The sequence below is a fragment of the Candidatus Pelagibacter sp. PS_23 genome, from assembly GCF_059417905.1.
The window spans coordinates 224,987-243,563 of record NZ_CM182071.1 but is presented as its reverse complement, the minus strand read 5'-3'; the positions used below and the strand labels follow the sequence as shown (position 1 = coordinate 243,563).

At 29.4% G+C, this 18,577-nt stretch carries 18 protein-coding genes; 3 read left to right on the top strand and 15 right to left on the bottom strand.

Going from position 1 to position 18,577, the window contains the following annotated elements; genetic code table 11:
• Positions 1–4 precede the first annotated feature (4 nt).
• Genes guaA through AC5SLY_RS01270 form a run of 7 tightly spaced genes read right to left on the bottom strand, consistent with a single transcriptional unit; the run spans position 5 to position 6,089 of the window.
• The gene (gene guaA / locus AC5SLY_RS01300) at positions 5–1,570 is read right to left on the bottom strand and encodes a glutamine-hydrolyzing GMP synthase (RefSeq protein ID WP_011281838.1); all 1,566 of its coding nucleotides are present in this window, start codon (positions 1,568–1,570) and stop codon (positions 5–7) included.
• Positions 1,560–1,997, bottom strand: coding sequence for a tetratricopeptide repeat protein (locus tag AC5SLY_RS01295; RefSeq protein ID WP_006997255.1), 438 nt, complete (start codon positions 1,995–1,997; stop codon positions 1,560–1,562). Before AC5SLY_RS01295 ends, guaA begins: the two co-directional genes overlap by 11 nt.
• Positions 1,997–3,073 (bottom strand): IMP dehydrogenase, encoded by a 1,077-nt coding sequence (gene guaB / locus AC5SLY_RS01290; protein WP_011281837.1) that lies wholly within the window; start codon positions 3,071–3,073, stop codon positions 1,997–1,999. Before guaB ends, AC5SLY_RS01295 begins: the two co-directional genes overlap by 1 nt.
• 37 nt (positions 3,074–3,110) lie before the next feature.
• Positions 3,111–3,722 carry an RlmE family RNA methyltransferase gene (locus AC5SLY_RS01285; protein ID WP_006997257.1) on the bottom strand — a complete coding sequence of 204 codons (612 nt, stop codon included), beginning with the start codon at positions 3,720–3,722 and terminating at the stop codon, positions 3,111–3,113.
• The gene (locus AC5SLY_RS01280) at positions 3,723–4,634 is read right to left on the bottom strand and encodes a glycosyltransferase (RefSeq protein ID WP_011281836.1); all 912 of its coding nucleotides are present in this window, start codon (positions 4,632–4,634) and stop codon (positions 3,723–3,725) included.
• Positions 4,635–5,438, bottom strand: coding sequence for a CDP-diacylglycerol--serine O-phosphatidyltransferase (gene pssA, locus AC5SLY_RS01275; RefSeq protein ID WP_018413920.1), 804 nt, complete (start codon positions 5,436–5,438; stop codon positions 4,635–4,637).
• Positions 5,439–5,441: 3 nt separating this feature from the next.
• Complete coding sequence (locus tag AC5SLY_RS01270; RefSeq protein ID WP_011281835.1) at positions 5,442–6,089, bottom strand: phosphatidylserine decarboxylase; 648 nt, start codon at positions 6,087–6,089, stop codon at positions 5,442–5,444.
• 77 nt (positions 6,090–6,166) lie between these two features.
• On the opposite strand from AC5SLY_RS01270, the gene AC5SLY_RS01265 reads away from it, so the two are divergent.
• Positions 6,167–7,381, top strand: coding sequence for an NADP-dependent isocitrate dehydrogenase (locus AC5SLY_RS01265; protein ID WP_006997261.1), 1,215 nt, complete (start codon positions 6,167–6,169; stop codon positions 7,379–7,381).
• On the opposite strand, the gene alaS is transcribed toward AC5SLY_RS01265, so the two are convergent.
• The 6 genes from alaS to AC5SLY_RS01235 form a co-directional block, all read right to left on the bottom strand.
• On the bottom strand, positions 7,374–10,043 hold the full coding sequence (gene alaS / locus AC5SLY_RS01260; protein WP_494598957.1) for an alanine--tRNA ligase: 2,670 nt from the start codon (positions 10,041–10,043) through the stop codon (positions 7,374–7,376). The genes AC5SLY_RS01265 and alaS overlap by 8 nt on opposite strands.
• Positions 10,044–10,140: 97 nt before the next feature.
• On the bottom strand, positions 10,141–11,292 hold the full coding sequence (recA, locus tag AC5SLY_RS01255) for a recombinase RecA (protein WP_494598956.1): 1,152 nt from the start codon (positions 11,290–11,292) through the stop codon (positions 10,141–10,143).
• A gap of 104 nt (positions 11,293–11,396) precedes the next feature.
• Positions 11,397–12,695, bottom strand: coding sequence for a TolC family outer membrane protein (locus tag AC5SLY_RS01250; protein WP_494598955.1), 1,299 nt, complete (start codon positions 12,693–12,695; stop codon positions 11,397–11,399).
• A complete protein-coding gene (locus tag AC5SLY_RS01245; protein ID WP_494598954.1) occupies positions 12,695–13,621 on the bottom strand; it encodes a uridine kinase in 927 nt (308 codons plus the stop codon). The genes AC5SLY_RS01250 and AC5SLY_RS01245 overlap by 1 nt, the downstream gene beginning before the upstream one ends.
• Before the next feature lie 6 nt (positions 13,622–13,627).
• Entirely contained in the window at positions 13,628–13,990 is a 363-nt protein-coding gene (locus tag AC5SLY_RS01240) for a GFA family protein (RefSeq protein ID WP_018413915.1), read from the bottom strand.
• Complete coding sequence (locus AC5SLY_RS01235; RefSeq protein WP_494598953.1) at positions 13,991–14,560, bottom strand: SOUL family heme-binding protein; 570 nt, start codon at positions 14,558–14,560, stop codon at positions 13,991–13,993. It abuts the gene before it with no gap.
• A gap of 165 nt (positions 14,561–14,725) precedes the next feature.
• On the opposite strand from AC5SLY_RS01235, the gene AC5SLY_RS01230 reads away from it, so the two are divergent.
• The gene (locus AC5SLY_RS01230) at positions 14,726–15,121 is read left to right on the top strand and encodes a LexA family protein (RefSeq protein WP_018413913.1); all 396 of its coding nucleotides are present in this window, start codon (positions 14,726–14,728) and stop codon (positions 15,119–15,121) included.
• The gene (locus AC5SLY_RS01225) at positions 15,099–16,379 is read left to right on the top strand and encodes a Y-family DNA polymerase (RefSeq protein ID WP_494598952.1); all 1,281 of its coding nucleotides are present in this window, start codon (positions 15,099–15,101) and stop codon (positions 16,377–16,379) included. Before AC5SLY_RS01230 ends, AC5SLY_RS01225 begins: the two co-directional genes overlap by 23 nt.
• Here AC5SLY_RS01225 and AC5SLY_RS01220 read toward each other — a convergent pair.
• Positions 16,372–17,244: a glycosyltransferase family 2 protein gene (locus AC5SLY_RS01220; protein WP_494598951.1), complete on the bottom strand. Its 873-nt coding sequence runs from the start codon at positions 17,242–17,244 to the stop codon at positions 16,372–16,374. The two genes, AC5SLY_RS01225 and AC5SLY_RS01220, sit on opposite strands and share 8 nt — an antisense overlap.
• Entirely contained in the window at positions 17,241–18,563 is a 1,323-nt protein-coding gene (locus AC5SLY_RS01215) for a glycosyltransferase family 39 protein (RefSeq protein ID WP_494598950.1), read from the bottom strand. The genes AC5SLY_RS01220 and AC5SLY_RS01215 overlap by 4 nt, the downstream gene beginning before the upstream one ends.
• Between the last annotated feature and the right edge of the window lie 14 nt (positions 18,564–18,577).

The following is an 18,577-nucleotide window of genomic DNA, read 5'->3' as shown; positions in this document are numbered from 1 at the left end:
AGTATTACTCTAATTCAATGGTACTAGGTGGTTTTGAAGTAACATCATAAACAACTCTGTTTATACCTCTAATATTATTAATAATTTGATTAGAGATTGATTGCATAAAACCCTTAGGGAAATCAAAAAAATCAGCAGTCATTCCATCTTCAGAGGTAATTGCTCTTAACAAACAAATATGTTCGTAAGTTCGATTATCACCCATAACACCCACAGTTTTTACTGGTAGGAGTGCAGCATATGCTTGCCAAATTTTATCATATAACCCATGCTCTCTTAAAGCTTTTATAAAATAGAAATCAGCCTCTTTTAAAATTTTAATTTTTTCATTGGTTATAATACCAGGCATTCTAATAGCTAGACCAGGACCGGGAAATGGATGTCTAGAGATTATGTCATTAGATAAATTAAGTTCTAATCCTAATTTTCTAACTTCATCTTTAAATAAAAATTTAAGAGGTTCTACTAATTTTAATTTCATTCTTTTAGGAAGGCCCCCTACATTGTGATGTGATTTTATTTTTGAAGTTTGACTACCGGTCACAGATTTACTTTCAATTAAGTCTGGATAAAGAGTGCCCTGAGCAAGAAATTTAACATTCTTAATTCTATTTGCATATCTTTCAAATATTTTAATAAATAGATTACCAATGATTTTTCGTTTTTTTTCAGGATCAGATACATTTGTTAATTTTCTAATAAATTCCTTTTCAGCATTAACATAAATCAAATTAATTTTTAATTTTTTCTTAAAAGTATTAACTACTTGTATTTCTTCATTTTTTCTTAAGAGACCGTTATTAACAAAAATACAAGTTAAATTTTTTCCAATTGCTTTGCTTAATAATTGTGCAACCACACTACTATCCACACCACCCGACAATCCACAAATTACTTTGTTGTCACCTACTTGGTCTTTAATTTCATTAATTAATTTTAATTTTTGATCTTTTGATGACCAGTTTTTTTTAATTTTACAAATAAGAAAAACAAAATTTCTTAATAAAATTTTACCTTTATTAGTGTGTGTTACTTCAGGGTGAAATTGTACACCATAAAAATTTTCTTTAATATTTTCAATAATTGTTAATTTAGAGTTTTTTGTAGAAGCTATAATTTTAAAATTTTTTGGCATTTTTGATACTTGATCAGCATGGCTCATCCAAACATCACTTCTATTATTTTTATTAAAAAAATTCTTAGTTAAAGTACTATTGGATACTTTGTTTATAGTGGCTAAACCAAATTCTCTATGTTTTGATTTTTTAACTTTGCCACCTAATAGTTTTGACAATATCTGATGTCCAAAACATATACCCAGGATTGGAATTCCAAGTTTTAATATCTTCTTATCAAATTTAAATTTATCATTTTCATAAACATTAAGAGGCCCACCAGACAGTATTATTCCAGCAATATTATCTTTTGTAATTTGAGCTATTTTTATTTTTTTATGACTTACAATTTCTGAAAAAACCCCTAATTCCCTTACTCTTCTTGCAATTAATTGTGTAAATTGAGAACCAAAATCGATTATTAAGATTTTACTTAAATTATTACTAAGACTCATTTTTAGGTTCCAAATTCTTTAAGGATTCTAAAATAGAATTTTTCTTATCACACAATTTATTGCAAATTTTTGAAAAATTATCTGCTAGTTCTTTTACTTTGGAATAATTAGATCTTTTTAACTCTATTTCCATAAGCATGTAGTTTGCTTCTTCATTTTTTGGATCAAGTAATAACACTGTATCTATATTTTTTTGTTCTTCTCTTTTGTTCTCTTCAAAATTATAAATTTTTGCTAAATACAAATATGAATCTTTGTCCTTAGGGTTAAAAACAATACTTCTTTGAAATAAAAATTTAGATTCTTCATATTTTTGTTCATCGTATTTATTTTTTCCTTCTTCAAAAAAGTTATTTTCTGCAAAAGAAGAACTTCCAAAATTTAAAATTATAAATAGGACAATTATTAATTTATTTATTGTTCTCATTAATACTTGCTCTCATTTTTAACTTGATCAACATTATGAACCATACTTTCATAAAAACCAGCCTTAGTTATTTTTACAAAATTTGGTTTATTTTTAAGGTTTGGTACTTTTTTTGCACCTAGATATCCCATAGATGATTTTAATCCTCCAATTAATTTATAAATTATACTTTTCACATCACCTTTATATTTCACAAAACCTTCTACTCCTTCTGGAACATATTTAGATATATCTTTTTGTTTGGTTTGAAAATATCTATCAGCTGATCCTTTATTCATCGCACCAACTGATCCCATTCCTCTAAAACTTTTAAATAACTTACCATTTTTTTTAATTAGTTTTCCAGGTGTTTCTAAGCTTCCTGCAAACAAAGATCCAATCATTATAGCATCGGCACCTGCTGACAATGCTTTAGCTAAATCACCTGAATATTTAATTCCACCATCTGAAATTATTTTTACTTTATTGTTTTTAACACCTTTTTTAACTGCAAGGATCGCACTTAATTGTGGTACACCAATGCCTGCGACTAGCCTAGTTGTACAAATTGATCCTGGCCCTATTCCAACTTTAATAATATCTACTCCTAATTTTATTAAAAATTTTGCTGCTTCAGCTGTTGCAATATTTCCAGCACATAGAGTTGTTTTGTTTGTTTTTAATTTTTTTATAGCTTTAATAATTTCAGCTACTTTTTTGCTATGTCCATGAGCTGTATCCACAACAATTAAATCAACTTTTTCTTTTAAAATTGCTTTTGCTCTTTTAAGTTCTAAAGGACCAGCTCCAACTGCCGCACCAACTAATAAGTTTAATTTTTTAACTTTTTTAATTTCTTCAACTTGTTTTTTAATATCCAAATTTCTATGAATTACACCAATGCCTCCTGCTTTAGCTATTGCTATAGCCATTTTACTCTCAGTAACTGTATCCATTGCAGAGGATAATAAAGGTATTTTTAATGTTAAATTAGATGATAATTTAGTGCTGGTATCAACTTCAGAAGGTAAAACTTCTGAGTATTTTGGTGCCATTGTAACATCGTCAAAAGTGAGAGCTTCTTTTATAGGATCCATAATCATTTATATATGATTCCCCTCAAAAAAAAAGTCCCTATCTTAAGATTTTACAAATAATAAAACTTTCCTTAGATTCTTTTCTGCTAGACTTGGGTTTAAACACCTTCACTTCTTTAAATAATTTTTTGCCCAAAGCAACAATTTCGTTAAATGATGAGCCTAGAAAAATCTTAGAGACAAATCGTCCTTCTTTAACCAACATTTCTTTGGAAAAATTCATAGCCTCCATTGCAAGTTCACCAGTATAAATTGCATCTATATCTTTTATACCCGTTGTATTTACAGCCATATCAGAGACAACAACATCCACTTTTGATTTGAATAAAGCTTTTATTTTTTCTTGAGATTCTAAATCAGTAAAATCACCTTTGATTTGGATTGTATTCTCAATTTCTTCCATACCTTTTAAGTCGATTGAAACCAACCTTCCACTTTTTACTGTTCTTGAAATATATTGAGACCAGCTACCAGGTGATGCCCCTAAATCGATTACAGATATTCCATTTTTAAATATCTTAAATTTTTCATCTATTTCTATTAATTTATATGCTGATCTGGCTCGATACCCGTCTACCTGAGATTGTCTAACATAAATATCTCTTTTTTGTTTATTAATCCAGTTTTTAGAAATTCTATTTTTTTTCAATTAACGACCAAACCTTAAGCTTTTTAATAAAATTTTACCCTCTAAAGTTTTTATATCTATCTTTACTTCTCTATGTAATCTCATGTCTTTATCTCCATCCCAAATACCTGATGCAAGATGTATTATACCCAGTTTATGATTGGGCAAGTAAGGCTCCACAAAGCTTTTTTCTTTTTCATTAAATTTTGGTAAAAGATTACTAACTAACCAATTGCAATTATGAGGTAGGAACTCTGTTTCTAAATCGTCAATGTAAACTGACATGTTAATAGCCAATTGTTCTGAACCAAAAATATTTCCAGCTTTAAGTGTTTGTTCTAAATTTTTTTGCCAAGTCGTCCAGCCATCTGAATTTTTTTCTAAGGAAAAAACACCAATATTAATATGTGGAGCAAAAGCAAGCTTCCGCGCTTTATCTATTCCAATTTTTGACTTTATTGCATGTTTAAAATTTTGAGATTTAATTATTGCTAATTGTCCAAATATCCATTTAACTTTAGACATTATTTTATATCCTGGTGTAAAGGTTTGAGTAATTCCTAATTTTCCATTTTCACAGGCCTTAAAATAAAGCTCTATTGAATTCCAATCCCCTACCCAAGCGTCACAATCTATCCATAAGAATTTTTCATAACTAGGAAAATATTTTGGTAAGAAAGCTCTAGATACCTGACTCTTTAGCCATTCTCTTCCTTTAACTTTAAATGCTGGAACATCAATATCCCATTCAGCTGATTTAATTTCATCTACTTTTTTAGATAATATATTTCTTTGTTGCTCGGATAAACCTGCATCTAAAATGCAAATTGCTGTATCTTTGCTTTGTTCAAAACTTTTAATAGAATCGACCAATTCATTAAGTAATTCAAAGTAATTTGAGTCTGCCAGAGATACAATTACATTTTTTTTCATCTATAGAATGTCTTCAAGGTCTTCTTTAGTGTCACTTTCACCATTTAAAATTTTCTGTTTATAAATTTTTTGATAACTAAAGTAACCAATCGGTATTAAGCAAATATAGATTAATCCACAAATTACCAAAACTTTAAATGTGTATATTAACAGAAGTCCAAAAAATAAAACAACACCAAACAATGCAAAAATTGTCAAGTGACGAGGAATAGAAATTTTTTTAAATGCAAATGTAGGTACTTTACTGATCAATAAAAATGATATCAAAATAAACAGTATTGGTACTACTATATCGTAATTAATTTTGACTAAATTTATTTCGCTTAGACTTAATATTAAAGGCATCAATACCAAAATTCCACCTGCAGGTGACGGCACACCCTCAAAGTAATTATCTTTCCATGATGGCTCAGAGTTTGAACTTACATTAAATCTTGCAAGTCTAAGAGCAACACAAACTACAAAAATCATTGTGAGTAACCAGCCAAATTTACCTAAATTATTTAAAGACCAAAAATACATTATAAAAGCTGGAGCTACTCCAAAGCTAATTAAATCTGCTAATGAGTCTAATTCTTTTCCAACTAAAGAAGTTCCTTTTAACATCCTTGCAACTCTGCCATCTAATGCATCAAAAATTGCGGCAAAAATAATAGCTATAATAGATAATTCAAACTTTTCATCTAATGCAAATTTAATGGAACTTAATCCAATACACACATTTATTAATGTCAGTGCATTAGGCAAAAGCATTCTAGCTTTTTTATCTGATACTATTTTAAAATTATTTTTTGGTTGTTCCATAAGCTACTTTTTAGCTAATAGTGTTTCACCAGCAATTGTTTTTTGTCCAACTTTAACTAACGATTCATAATTCTCAAAATAAACGTCAGCTCTACTTCCAAATCTAATCATACCAATTCTTTCACCTTGTTGTAATTGTTGATCCTTTGAAGATTCGCAAACAATTCTTCTGGCAATTAAACCGGCGATTTGAACAACTATTATTTCTTCGCCATGAGTATTTGTTATCTTGTAATAGTTTCTTTCATTGTCTTCACTTGCTTTATCAAGTGATGCATTTAAAAATTTTCCAGGCTTATAAAGTATTTCTGAAATTTTACCTTCACAAGGAGTTCGATTTACGTGACAGTCAAATACGTTCATAAAGATACTAATCTTAGTAAATTTTCTATCTTCTAAACCTAATTCTTTTGGACCATCTACTTCATGGACCATCAAAACTTCACCGTCAGCAGGACTGGTTAGATAGTTTTCATCATTTATTGAAATTCGCTCTGGATCTCTAAAAAAATAATAAACCCATATCGATAACACTAGACCAATTAATCCTAGAAAAGTGCTCAGGACATATAAAAATATTGTTACAATGATAGCTATCGCTAAAAATTTGTAACCTTCAGAATGAATTTTTGGGAAAATTTTCTCTAGCATAAGCTTCTATTTGATAATTTTTTATTAATATGTATATAAAGCACTAAATTACAATTACTAATATATATTATTCATTTATGGCTAAAATAAAGGTTAAAAATCCAGTTGTTGAACTAGACGGTGATGAGATGACTAGAGTCATTTGGGAATTCATCAAAAGTAAACTGATTTTGCCTTATTTAGATTTGGATATTAAATACTACGATCTTGGTATGAAAAGTCGTGACGATACAGATGATCAAATAACAATAGATTCTGCTAACGCAATTAAAGAACATAGTGTTGGTATAAAATGTGCAACAATTACTCCGGATGAAGCACGAGTTGAAGAGTTTAAATTAAAAAAAATGTGGAGATCTCCAAACGGAACGATACGAAATATTCTTGGAGGCACAGTTTTTAGAGAGCCTATAATTTGTAAAAATATTCCAAAACTTGTTCCAACTTGGACAGACCCCTTAATTATTGGAAGACATGCTTTTGGCGATCAATATAGAGCAACAGATTTTAAAGTACCCGGTAAAGGTAAAATGGAAATAAAATGGACTGCAGAAGATGGCAGTGATGAAATTAAATATGAGGTCTTTAACTTTCCTGGACCAGGAATTGCTTTATCGATGTACAATTTAGATAAATCTATAGAAGACTTTGCAAGATCTTGCTTTAACTATGGAATAATTAAAAAATGGCCCGTTTATCTTTCTACTAAAAATACTATTTTAAAAATTTATGATGGTAGGTTCAAAGATATCTTCCAAGATATTTTTGATAAAGAGTTTAAATCTGATTTTGATAAACTTAACATTACTTATGAGCATAGACTAATTGATGACATGGTTGCTTGTGCTATGAAATGGAGTGGTAAATATATTTGGGCTTGTAAGAATTATGATGGAGATGTTCAATCTGATACTGTGGCTCAAGGTTATGGATCATTAGGGCTAATGACAAGTGTTCTTCTTGCACCAGATGGAAAAACTATGGAAGCAGAAGCGGCTCACGGAACTGTAACTAGACACTACAGAATGCATCAAGAAGGTAAAGAGACTTCTACAAATCCAATTGCTTCAATTTTTGCTTGGACTAGAGGTTTGGCACATAGAGGAAAATTAGATGGTAATGAAGATTTGATTAAATTTTCAACTACATTAGAAAAAGTTTGTATTGATTGTGTTGAAAATGGATCAATGACAAAAGATTTGGCAATTTTAATTGGGCCCTCAAGTAATTATCTAACGACTAATCAATTTTTAGATGAATTAGATGGTCAGCTTAAGAAAAAGCTTAATTAATTAATTTTTTAATATTTTCGAAAGACTCTTCAATTTTATCTGGCAAAGTTCCACCAGCTTGTGCAAAGTCAGCTCTGCCACCACCGCCTTTACCCCCAATAACTTCTGAACCAGCTCTAACAATTTTAACAGCATCAAACTTTTCTTCTAATGTTTTGGTAACACCTACAGCTAAGCCAACTTTATTATCATTGATTGCATAAATTATAACTAACCCTTCACCAATTTCTTTTTTGCCTTCATCGATTAGCTTACGTAAATCCTTAAATGGTAAATCCATAATATTTTGAAATCTAACTTTAAATCCATTAATAGTTTGATCGTTGATTTTATTTTTATCTTTATCTTTTAATATTGAGATAACTGAAAGTTGATCAAATTGTCTATTAAGGTCTTTTATTAAAGTTACTTGATCCTTGTTTTGAAGATTAGGTTTTCCTCCTAATTTAATAATCTTTGTCTCTAATTCTTTTATAACTGCCTCATTTTTTTGATCCGACAAATTGGATTGGTTTTCTTTTTCTTTTAAAAAATCAGTTAACTGCACATCTCTTAATGCTTCAACTCTTCTTACGCCTGCAGCAATAGATGATTGGCTAATAATCTTAAATTTTCCAATATCAGCTGTGTTTACAACGTGAGTTCCTCCACATAATTCAGTTGAGAAAAATTTACCTTCTTCATCTCCCATAGACAAAACTCTAACTTCATCGCCATATTTTTCTCCAAATAAAGCTAAGGCACCATTTTCAACAGCTTCTTTAGGTGTCATTATTCTTGTTTTCACCTCTGACTTTTTTTCAATTATTGAGTTTACATAATGTTCAATTTTTCTAATCTCTTCGTCTGAAATAGGTTTCATGTGACTGAAATCAAATCTTAATCGATCAGATTGAACTAAAGATCCTTTTTGGGTTACATGCTCACCCAAAACCCTTCTTAATGCTTCGTGCAACAAATGAGTGGCAGAATGGTAAGCTCTAATATTATTTCTTCTCTGTGTATCTATTTTTAATTCAACACTGTCTTTTAGTTTAACTGAACCTTTTTTAACTTTTCCGTAATGAGCAAATAAATCCCCTAATTTTTTTTGAACATCAGACACTTCAAATTCAAAAATCTCTTTAGAGATTATTCCAGTATCTGCAACTTGTCCTCCTGACTCTCCATAAAATGGTGTTTGATTTGTTATTATAATGCCTTCATCGTTTTCTTGTAGATCTTGAACCTCTTTATTATTTTTAAGAATTAAAGTGACTACACCTTCTGCTTTATCTGTAGAATATCCTAAAAAATCAGTTGCCCCTAAACGATCTTTTATATCAAACCAAATTTGATCTACCGAACTATCCCCTGATCCTTTCCAATTTTTTTTTGCTAATTTTTTACTTTCTTTCATTAATAAATCAAACTTCTCCCCATCGACAGTCATTGATTTATTTTTCAAAATATCTTCTGTTAAATCTAATGGAAAACCAAATGTATCATAAAGCTTAAATGCCACTTCACCAGGCAATATCTTTTCTACTTTCTTTAGCTCATCATTTAATATTTTTATCCCTCTATCTAATAAAACCAAAAACTTTTCTTCTTCTGTTTTTAATGTTTCTTTTATTAAAGATTGTGCTCTTTCAAGTTCTGGATAATTATTAGACATTTCTTCTAGAAGCGTTTTAAAAATATTATAGAAAACTGGTTTTTTAGAACCAAGTAAATGTGAGTGTCTCATTCCACGTCTCATAATTCTTCTTAGAACATAACCTCTTCCTTCATTAGAAGGTAAAACTCCTTCTGCTAATAAAAATGAACTTGCTCGTAAATGATCTGCTATTACTCTAAAGCTTGATTGATTGTCATCAGTTACTTTAACGTTTAATGTGTCAGATGCAGATAGTATTAGTTTTTTAAAATGATCTGTTTCGTAGTTATCGTGTGTTCCCTGTAATAGTGCCGCTATTCTCTCAAGACCCATACCCGTATCCACAGATGGTTTTGGTAAATTTATTCTCTTATCTTTTGAAATTTGCTCATATTGCATGAATACTAAATTCCATATTTCTATAAACCTATTACCATCTTCATTTTTAGTGCCAGGTAAACCACCCTCTAGATGATCACCGTGATCATAAAATATTTCAGAACATGGTCCACAAGGCCCTGTATCACCCATTGACCAAAAGTTATCTGACGTTGCTATCTTGATTATTCTATCATCACTAAAACCAGCTATTTTCTTCCAAAAGTTAAATGTTTCTTCATCGTCATGATAAACTGTTACATACAGGCGATTTTTATCAATTCCGAACTTTTTAGTTATTAAATTCCATGCGTAACTAATTGCCTCTTCTTTAAAATAATCTCCAAATGAAAAATTTCCAAGCATTTCAAAAAATGTATGGTGTCTTGGTGTATAGCCTACATTTTCAAGGTCGTTATGCTTACCACCTGCCCTTACACATTTTTGCGAAGTTGTTGCTCTTACATAGTCTCTTTTTTCTAATCCAGTAAATACATTTTTAAATTGTACCATTCCTGAATTTGCAAACATTAATGTCGGATCATTATTTGGAACTAAATTACTAGATTCGACAATCTTGTGATCATTTTTTTCAAAATAATCTAAAAAAGTTGTTCTGATTTGATTTAACGTTTTGTCAGCCATATAATTAAAATACAGCTTTTTTATTTGATGTCTAGATAAGTGTAGGGAAAAAAGGCGCTTAAATTAAGCGCCTTTTAATAATTAAAGATGACTTTAACTAATTCTTTTTAGATGGAGGTGTTACTTCTTCCTTTGTTTCCAGTTTAGGCTCCTCTATTTGATCTTTTGCTGCTTTTTCTGGATCTAGTGGATTACCTTCAATTTTTTTTGCTATCACTCCAGCCTTTTCTCTAATTGCCATTTCAATTTCTGCTGCAATTTTAGGATTTTGCTCTAAATAAGTTTTAGCATTTTCTCTTCCTTGGCCAATTTTTTCACCTTTATAAGCATACCAAGCTCCAGCTTTTTCAACAATGTCAGCTTTTGCACCAAGGTCAACTAATTCACCTACTTTACTAATACCTTTGCCGTACATTAGGTCAAATTCAACAACTTTAAATGGTGGTGCTACTTTATTTTTAACCACTTTAACTCTTGTTGAGTTACCAATAATTTCATCTCCATTTTTAATGGCACCAATTCTTCTAATATCCATTCTAACAGATGAATAAAACTTAAGTGCATTTCCACCAGATGTAGTCTCTGGACTTCCAAACATAACTCCAATTTTCATTCTAATTTGGTTAATAAAAATCATCATTGTGTTCGTGCTTGAGATTGAACCTGTTAGTTTTCTTAAAGCTTGACTCATTAATCTTGATTGAAGTCCTACATGGTGATCTCCCATTTCTCCTTCAATTTCAGCTCTAGGTGTTAGTGCTGCAACAGAGTCAATTACGATAACAGAAATCGATCCTGATTTAACTAAAGTATCAGCTATTTCTAAAGCTTGTTCGCCAGTATCAGGTTGTGAAATTAATAATTCTTCAGTATCTACACCAAGTTTTTTTGCATAAATTGGATCTAAGGCATGCTCTGCATCTATAAACGCACAAATTCCTCCAGCTTTTTGGGCTTCTGCTAATACTTGCAATGCTAAAGTTGTTTTACCAGATGATTCTGGTCCATAGACTTCAATAACTCTTCCTTTTGGTAAGCCTCCTATTCCAAGCGCTACATCTAAACTTAATGATCCAGTTGAAACAGACTCGACGTCCATCGCTCTTCTTTGGCCAAGTTTCATTACCGATCCTTTTCCAAAATTATCGATAATTTGGCTCATTGCTGCGTCCAAAGCTTTATTTTTTTCGTTGCCTTCTGATTGTTGCGCTTTTGTAGATTTAACTACTTTTAGGTTGTTTTTAGTCATTTTATGCCTTTTTTATTAAATAATTAGTGTTCGAATCGTCTCTTAAATGTACACATTTTGTTCTTATTTTCAATAGTTATTTTTTTTATAATAAAATGGCTTAATTACTGTATTTTTAAGTAATTACTATTCAACAAACCAATGGCTTGAAGAAGTTTAAATTGTGAAAGTAAATAATTTCTTTCAGAATTTGCTAGGCTTATTTTTGAGTTTAATAAAATTGAGTTTGACTGAATAACATCAAGTGTAGATCTTCCAAGACCTGTTTCATATTCAACTGTTATTCCTTCGTTTGCCGTTTCTGCAGCTTTAACTTGCGCAGTAACTGAATTCAATAAACTTTTTGATACTTGAAAGCTTGACCATGCACTTGCAATATTTGCATCATTTGTTTTTAAGGTATTATCTAATAATAATTTTTTTCTATTTTTCAAATTTTTACTTTTATTTAATGAGGCAGTATTTTTTCCACCATTAAAAATTGGCCATGAAATAGTTGCTTTTAATATTTCTTTATCACGCTCTCCAATACTTGAACTTACATTGTCTGATTTTGAACTATTAAAGGATAAAGATGCAGACGGTGATAGATCAGATCTGGCTATAGTTACATCTTGTTCAGATTGTTCATACTCTAACCTTGAAATAATTAAATTTGGATTAGTTGTTTTTGAAATTTCAATTGCTTCATTTAAATCTTTTGGTAATTCAAAGTTTAAATCTGAATTCTTACTTAAAGTATTAGTATTTACAATTGGGCCTATAATTTTTTCATAGGTTAGCTTAGCTGTAATTGTTTCATTTTTTGCTTGTAAAAATTGTGCTTGCGCACCTGCAAGTGAAGACTCAGATTGTGCTAAATCAGATATAGTAATTTGACCTCTTTCTAATCTTGCTTGATTGGTCTCAACTTGCCTCTTTAACAGGTTAACGTTATCTTGATTAATCTTAAGTTTTTCATCAGAAAAAACTAAACCTGAATAAGCTTCAATAGCTTGGTACAAAATCTCCTGTTCAGTTTTTAAAAGTTTTGCCTCAGCTAAAGTTAATCCAATTTTACTTTTTTCCATGCTGGCTATACCTGCAAATCCTTGGAATAATTTTTGCTCAATATTTATTGATTGAGTTTTTGGATCGACATCAGTAAAAGATGAATTAGCACCTGTTCCATCAGTTAACTTTTCTGTATTTTCTTGGCTCTTAGAACCTGACAGTGTTACACTTGGTAAAAATTCACTTCTTGATATTTTTACATCTTCTCTAGAAACTTGAATATTTTCACGTTCTGCATTTAATACTGGGTTTTCATTGTACGCTTGTAACAATGCTTTTGATAAAGGTACTGAAAAAGCTTTTCCATTAAAAAGAATAATAGCTAAGGATATTAATATTATTTTTTTCATTATTTTTTAAATTTTATTTTTTCAATCTGATGATTACTATTTAAATTCATTATAACTGATGAGCTTTTTATCGCATCTTTAAACATTTGTTGAGTAATTCTTTGATAAGTCTGCATAAAGTTTATCACATCTCCACTGCTCATAATCTTTAGGTTTTTCTTGTTTTTTGTTTGAACCCAGAGCTTTCGCTCCTGTTTTAATCTCCATTCTCTTAATAAGTTAAAGTTTTTAGCCTTTAGATACAGTAATCCATCTAATTGTTTGAATAAGGTTTTATATTTAGTTTTTAATTGATTGTTAACATGGGTTCTCCATTTAGTTCCTTGATCATAAACTTTTTCAAGTGAGTTAATTGGTTTTTTAAGTTGGCTACTTGATTGAGCTCTTGCTCCAACACACCAACCTTCAAAAATAACCACATCAGGCTTTGTTTTGATTTTATACCATAAACTCTTTTGGCACCTATCATCTATTGCTTTATCAAATGTTGGAATTTGTAAACTTTTAAAGTTTTTATCTTTAATCTGTTTAAAAAAATTTAACATTAAATCTACATCGTGAGTTCCTGGTACTCCTCTTGTCATTAATAAAGGGTGTTTATTTTTAGACAATAATATTCTGTCTTTTCTTGTTTTATAAAAATCATCAATAGAAACTTTAAAAACATTTAACTTAAAATATTTTTTTAAAATTAAAGTTAAAATTGATGAGATAGTTGTTTTGCCTGACCCTTGTCCTCCAGCTAAACCTATCATTAATGGTTTTTTTTTATTAACTTTTTTTGCTATCCAAAAACTAACAGGTATTAAAAAAGATTTGATCATCTTATCTTTATTTTTAAATTTATCCTTCTTTGTTTCTTGAGAAGAGATAAATTTAAAACAATCTTTTTTTACTTTTTTAAAACAATCATTAATTGCTTGCATAAAAAATTACTTATTGTCTAGAGGATGATTTTGCCCATCGTTGACCGCAACATTTTCTAATTCAAAAGTATTTATCTCATCTACGCATCCAAGATTAAATCCTGTCATAGCTGGATTGGCTCTTGGATTATGATGTGTATAAATTCCGCAGTTCGAACAAAAATAGTGTTTCGCAATTTTTGAATGAAATTGATAAAGTTTTAACTTATCCTCACCTTTAATTATTTTAAAATCTTCGTTCTTAACCATAGACATTATTGCTCCTTTTCTTTTACAAATAGAACAATTACATTTTAAAACTTTTTCTAAGTTATCAGGCACGTTTATTTCTGCTTCTACTTCTCCACAGTGACATGTTAGTTTTTTCATTTATATTTCTCCTTTATTTTTTATATTTATTTCAAACATTGCTTCATTTCTTCTGTTCATGGGTAGCGTGAAAGGTCCATCGTAAGTTGCTTTAATAGGTGGGCTCAAAATTATCATATTATCTTTTTTTAATTCATTTTCTAAAATGCTTTTATGTTTAATAAAATTTTTATCAGAAGCCCTTCCTGAGTATCTAATAACTGCATAATAACCACCTTTAATATTTAATATTTTAACATCTGGATTAGACGGGCTCGGTATGTTTTCTTTATTAAATCTTGAAGGTAAATAAAATTGCATGGTCATATTTCCTTTTTTCTCTACCTGAGTGACTGGTGTTGTCATCTTAATCTCTTCATTTTTATCATTGTTGCCTGATATGTAGTTAAATAATTTTCTAAAACTGTTGCCTTCATTTGATATATCTGTTTCAATTGCTAAACGATCAGAATATTTTCTGATTTCATAAACTTCATTTTTTTTCACTACTTCATAGTTTGCTTCTTCATATGACATACTGTTAGAAGTTATAATTAAGCTAAGAAACACAATTGATAGAAATTTTTTCATTTTAATATGAAGCTTAAACTATCTCTGGTTGAAGTTATCCACAAGAGCACAAAATGTAGTTTCAATGTTCACGTTTTGATTCACCTTTGATTCAGTTACAGACTCAAAATACAACCTATTGCGTGTACTGTATAACTAGTCTATAGATTAGAACAAAACAAGAACATGAAATTAACTATTCCCTTTTACTTGCATAAAGCTGGAGCTGGCTTTCCCTCTCCTGCAACAGATTACATTGAAGAAGATGTAGATCTTAATGTTCACTTAATCAAAAATGTTCCTGCAACTTTTATCATTAGAGTTCAGGGAAAATCGATGACTGATGTTGGTATTTATGATGGTGACTTATTAGTTATTGATAGAAGCTTAAAACCTAAAAATTTTTCAACAGTGGTTGCAAATGTTCATGATGAGTTAGTTGTTAAAAGTTTTGTTAAATCAAAAGATGGTCAATTTTTAACATCAGGTTCAAAAAATATTGAAGATAAAATAATTATTGGAGATGAAACTGAAGTGTTTATTTGGGGGGTTGTGACTTATGTCATCCATTCAACGTACTAAGAAAATAGCATTAGTAGATTGTAATTCATTTTATGTTTCCTGTGAAAGATTATTTAATCCTAAGATTAGAAATAAGCCAGTTGTCGTATTGTCGAATAATGATGGCTGTATTATTGCAAGATCGAATGAAGCAAAGTTTCTTGGTATTAAAATGGGTGAGCCTTACTTTAAAGCTAAAGAAATAATACTTAAAAATAAAGTTTATGTATTTTCTTCAAATTATTCTTTGTATGGAGATTTATCTAGAAGAGTGATGAGAACTTTAAAAAGATTTAATCCTGAATTAGAAATATATTCAGTAGATGAGGCCTTTTTAGATTTGAGTAATTATCCAGATGATGAAGTAGAAGATGTGGGAAAAGAAATTAGAAGCATTGTTTTACAATGGACAGGAATTCCAACTAGTATTGGTATTGCTAAAACAAAAACACTAAGCAAAATTGCAAATCATATAGCAAAGAAAAAACAATCTGGTGTTACAAACTTGATAGGAATTGAAAATATTGATCCACTATTAGAAAAAATAGATATCAACGATGTGTGGGGAGTTGGTAAACAGATGACAAAATTTTATCATCAAAATGGAATTTATAATGCCAAACAATTAAAGAATATGTCAAATACTTGGATTAAAAAAAGTTCTAACGTTTTAAGTTCTAGAACAGCATTAGAACTTAGAGGTATTCCTTGTATCCCACTAGAAACTAAAACTTCCAAAAGAAAAAGTTGTGTAGTATCAAGGTCATTTGGTACAAGGGTTGAAAAGTTTCAAGAGTTAGAAGAGGCAGTTGCAAGTTATTGTTTAAATGCTTCAGAAAAAATTAGATCAGAATCTTTAATAGCAAAATCAATAACCGTGTCTGTTAGAACAAGCCCTTTTCAAAATAGAGGGGTGTATTATTCAAATGCTAAAACTATAGATTTTCCAATAGCTACCAATAATAGTATTGAAATAGTTAAAACTGCTTTGATTGCATTAAATGAAATCTTTATTAATGGATACAGATATCAAAAAGCAGGAATAACATTGACTGGTTTAGTTAATTCAAGTGGCAGTACAAATCTATTTTCCACTGAAAAAGATGAGAAAATTAAAGGCTTAATGAGATCTATTGATAGCACAAATTATAAGTATGGACGATCAACATTAAGTTTAGCTAGCGCTGGAGTAAATAAAAAATGGAATATGAGAAGAGATCACTCTTCAAAGATAGATACAGCTGATTTTCATTCGCTACCAATAATAAAAGCTATTTAAGTTGATCTATGCTGCTAATATTTTCTAAAGAGTTTTCAAATTCTAAAATACTTTCTCTCTGAGAAAGTATAATTACTGAAATCATCATAATAATAACTCCTATAACAGGCAATAATGTAATCCATGATAGATTACCGGCAACTAAAAATAAGTAAGCAATTAAAAAAAATATAGATCTAATCAATAGTGTCATTTTAAAAACAGCTATAATTGATAGTGAGTGTTTTAATAAGTTAATAAAACTCATTTTCGATGGACCAAAAAATCTTTTACCTCTTATTGATGGGATAGATTTTCTATCTTTAAATAGTTTAGCAACAGCACCTGAAAAACTACTCCATGTTGCTTTATCTTTTATCATTTTATTAACTGCAAATTTAGGTAAGCAAATAAAATTACCAAACTTAATAGACTGTCCGGTGAAAACAAAAGTTAAATATTTGTGTAAAAGGTAACAAAGTTTAAAGAAAGAACCTTCAGATCTTTTTACTCTATTAGCTGTAATAACTTTATCAGGATAGTTATTTATCTTATTAATAAGAAGAGTTATTTCTTCCGGTCTATCTTCACCATCTCCATCCATTGGAATTATATAATCGTAATCTTCATGCTCAGCAATATATCTTAAGCCAGACGCATTACATCTAGCATGTCCCTTATTTGTTTTCATGTTGATTATTTTTATAGACTTAAGGTTATTAAAATTAAAATCATTGGTAGGTTTTTCTTCCGTAGAGCAATCGTTTACAATTATAATTGAGAATTCATGCTTTAAATCATTAACTTGTAAGTCTATATCTTCTAAAAGTTTAAAAGCTGACTGCCAATCATTATATATAGGGATTAAAATTTTTATCTTGCTCATCTATTTCCTACACAAATATTATCAATGCAAATATATTTCGACAATGAATTAAGCTTATCTTTTGTAATCACCCCTTCCCAAACGGGTCTAGAATTTAGGTGATATGATAAATTTCCAGCATGCCATTCATCGCCAAGGACAACATTAATTGGCAATGTATAATTTTGCTTCCATAAGTATTCAGTTTTAATTGCTATTTCTTTACCTAAATAATCTGTTCTTTTGTCAGTTTCAGTAATTGAAATATAGGCATAAGTAAAGGGTGAAAAAATAAACAAGATCAAAAATATTGATATAAACCCATTTAACTTTTTAAGATTTATTTGTGCTTGAAAAATATAGATAATGAATACACCAAAAAATAAATAAAATGGGGTCATCCACATTGTTCTTAATTTAGACCCTGTTAACATGGAGGTTAAGAACATTAATCCAATTGGAATTAGATTAATAAATATTAAGAACAATAGCTTCTTATCTTTTAAAGTTACTTTTAACTTAATTTTTTTTATTATAAAAAATGACATTAAAAAAAATGGAATTAGTATTCCCATTTGTTTACCTAAAAATATTAAAGGGTAAGTTATATGATCTAATAAACTTGAAGTCTCAAGCCCTGTTCTGGCTAGCCCGTATGTAATCGTAATGTAATCATTATTAGTTAACCAAATTAAATGAGGAATTAATAAAACAATAAAGACCTCAAAAGATATTAGATATTTAAAATCAAATTTTTGATATTTTTTTACAAAAATTATATAAAAAAATAATAGGACTATTGATATTAGAAGGTAAACAAAAAGATATTTTGATAAAAAACCTATGGCTGCAAAAACTCCAAGCAAAAAACAATCCTTAAAGTTTATTGCTTTTTTATCAAATATTTTCCAAGAATAATAAACACACAACGACCAAAAAGGTAATTGGCAAACATTCACATTAAATTCGGGTGTTGTAAAATTATAGAAATAAATACCCTCTAAAAGAAGTACCGATATTAAACTTAAAGTTTTATTCTTAAAAAGTTCTTCAGCAAATTTAAAAACAATAATAAATGCAGTTACTACAAACAATTGACTTAACAAGTAATAAAACCAGTCCTGCGAACCAAATGCTTGATAAATAACTTCTGGAAAAAATGCACTCGCTGGTGGATGTTTATTAAATCCCCAATCTAAATTACTTCCCCAAGCCAAGGCTTCAATTGTATCAAGTGGTAAATTGTTATTTGTTAATGTTGGAATCAATGTCCATAAAATTAAATGAATTATAAGAAAACTATAAAACAATTTATTTATATTGTTTTTATTGATTAACATTTCATTGATTTTAT

What these genes read in the sequence shown, in the direction of transcription:
- guaB (WP_011281837.1), bottom strand. Translation starts at nt 3,073, where the DNA reads ATGGATCCTATAAAAGAAGCTCTCACTTTTGACGATGTTACAATGGCA.
- AC5SLY_RS01220 (WP_494598951.1), bottom strand. Translation starts at nt 17,244, where the DNA reads ATGAGCAAGATAAAAATTTTAATCCCTATATATAATGATTGGCAGTCA.
- AC5SLY_RS01245 (WP_494598954.1), bottom strand. Translation starts at nt 13,621, where the DNA reads ATGCAAGCAATTAATGATTGTTTTAAAAAAGTAAAAAAAGATTGTTTT.
- guaA (WP_011281838.1), bottom strand. Translation starts at nt 1,570, where the DNA reads ATGAGTCTTAGTAATAATTTAAGTAAAATCTTAATAATCGATTTTGGT.
- alaS (WP_494598957.1), bottom strand. Translation starts at nt 10,043, where the DNA reads ATGGCTGACAAAACGTTAAATCAAATCAGAACAACTTTTTTAGATTAT.
- AC5SLY_RS01250 (WP_494598955.1), bottom strand. Translation starts at nt 12,695, where the DNA reads ATGAAAAAAATAATATTAATATCCTTAGCTATTATTCTTTTTAATGGA.
- AC5SLY_RS01215 (WP_494598950.1), bottom strand. Translation starts at nt 18,563, where the DNA reads ATGTTAATCAATAAAAACAATATAAATAAATTGTTTTATAGTTTTCTT.
- pssA (WP_018413920.1), bottom strand. Translation starts at nt 5,438, where the DNA reads ATGGAACAACCAAAAAATAATTTTAAAATAGTATCAGATAAAAAAGCT.
- AC5SLY_RS01235 (WP_494598953.1), bottom strand. Translation starts at nt 14,560, where the DNA reads ATGAAAAAATTTCTATCAATTGTGTTTCTTAGCTTAATTATAACTTCT.
- AC5SLY_RS01230 (WP_018413913.1), top strand. Translation starts at nt 14,726, where the DNA reads ATGAAATTAACTATTCCCTTTTACTTGCATAAAGCTGGAGCTGGCTTT.
- AC5SLY_RS01265 (WP_006997261.1), top strand. Translation starts at nt 6,167, where the DNA reads ATGGCTAAAATAAAGGTTAAAAATCCAGTTGTTGAACTAGACGGTGAT.
- recA (WP_494598956.1), bottom strand. Translation starts at nt 11,292, where the DNA reads ATGACTAAAAACAACCTAAAAGTAGTTAAATCTACAAAAGCGCAACAA.
- AC5SLY_RS01270 (WP_011281835.1), bottom strand. Translation starts at nt 6,089, where the DNA reads ATGCTAGAGAAAATTTTCCCAAAAATTCATTCTGAAGGTTACAAATTT.
- AC5SLY_RS01240 (WP_018413915.1), bottom strand. Translation starts at nt 13,990, where the DNA reads ATGAAAAAACTAACATGTCACTGTGGAGAAGTAGAAGCAGAAATAAAC.
- AC5SLY_RS01295 (WP_006997255.1), bottom strand. Translation starts at nt 1,997, where the DNA reads ATGAGAACAATAAATAAATTAATAATTGTCCTATTTATAATTTTAAAT.
- AC5SLY_RS01225 (WP_494598952.1), top strand. Translation starts at nt 15,099, where the DNA reads ATGTCATCCATTCAACGTACTAAGAAAATAGCATTAGTAGATTGTAAT.
- AC5SLY_RS01280 (WP_011281836.1), bottom strand. Translation starts at nt 4,634, where the DNA reads ATGAAAAAAAATGTAATTGTATCTCTGGCAGACTCAAATTACTTTGAA.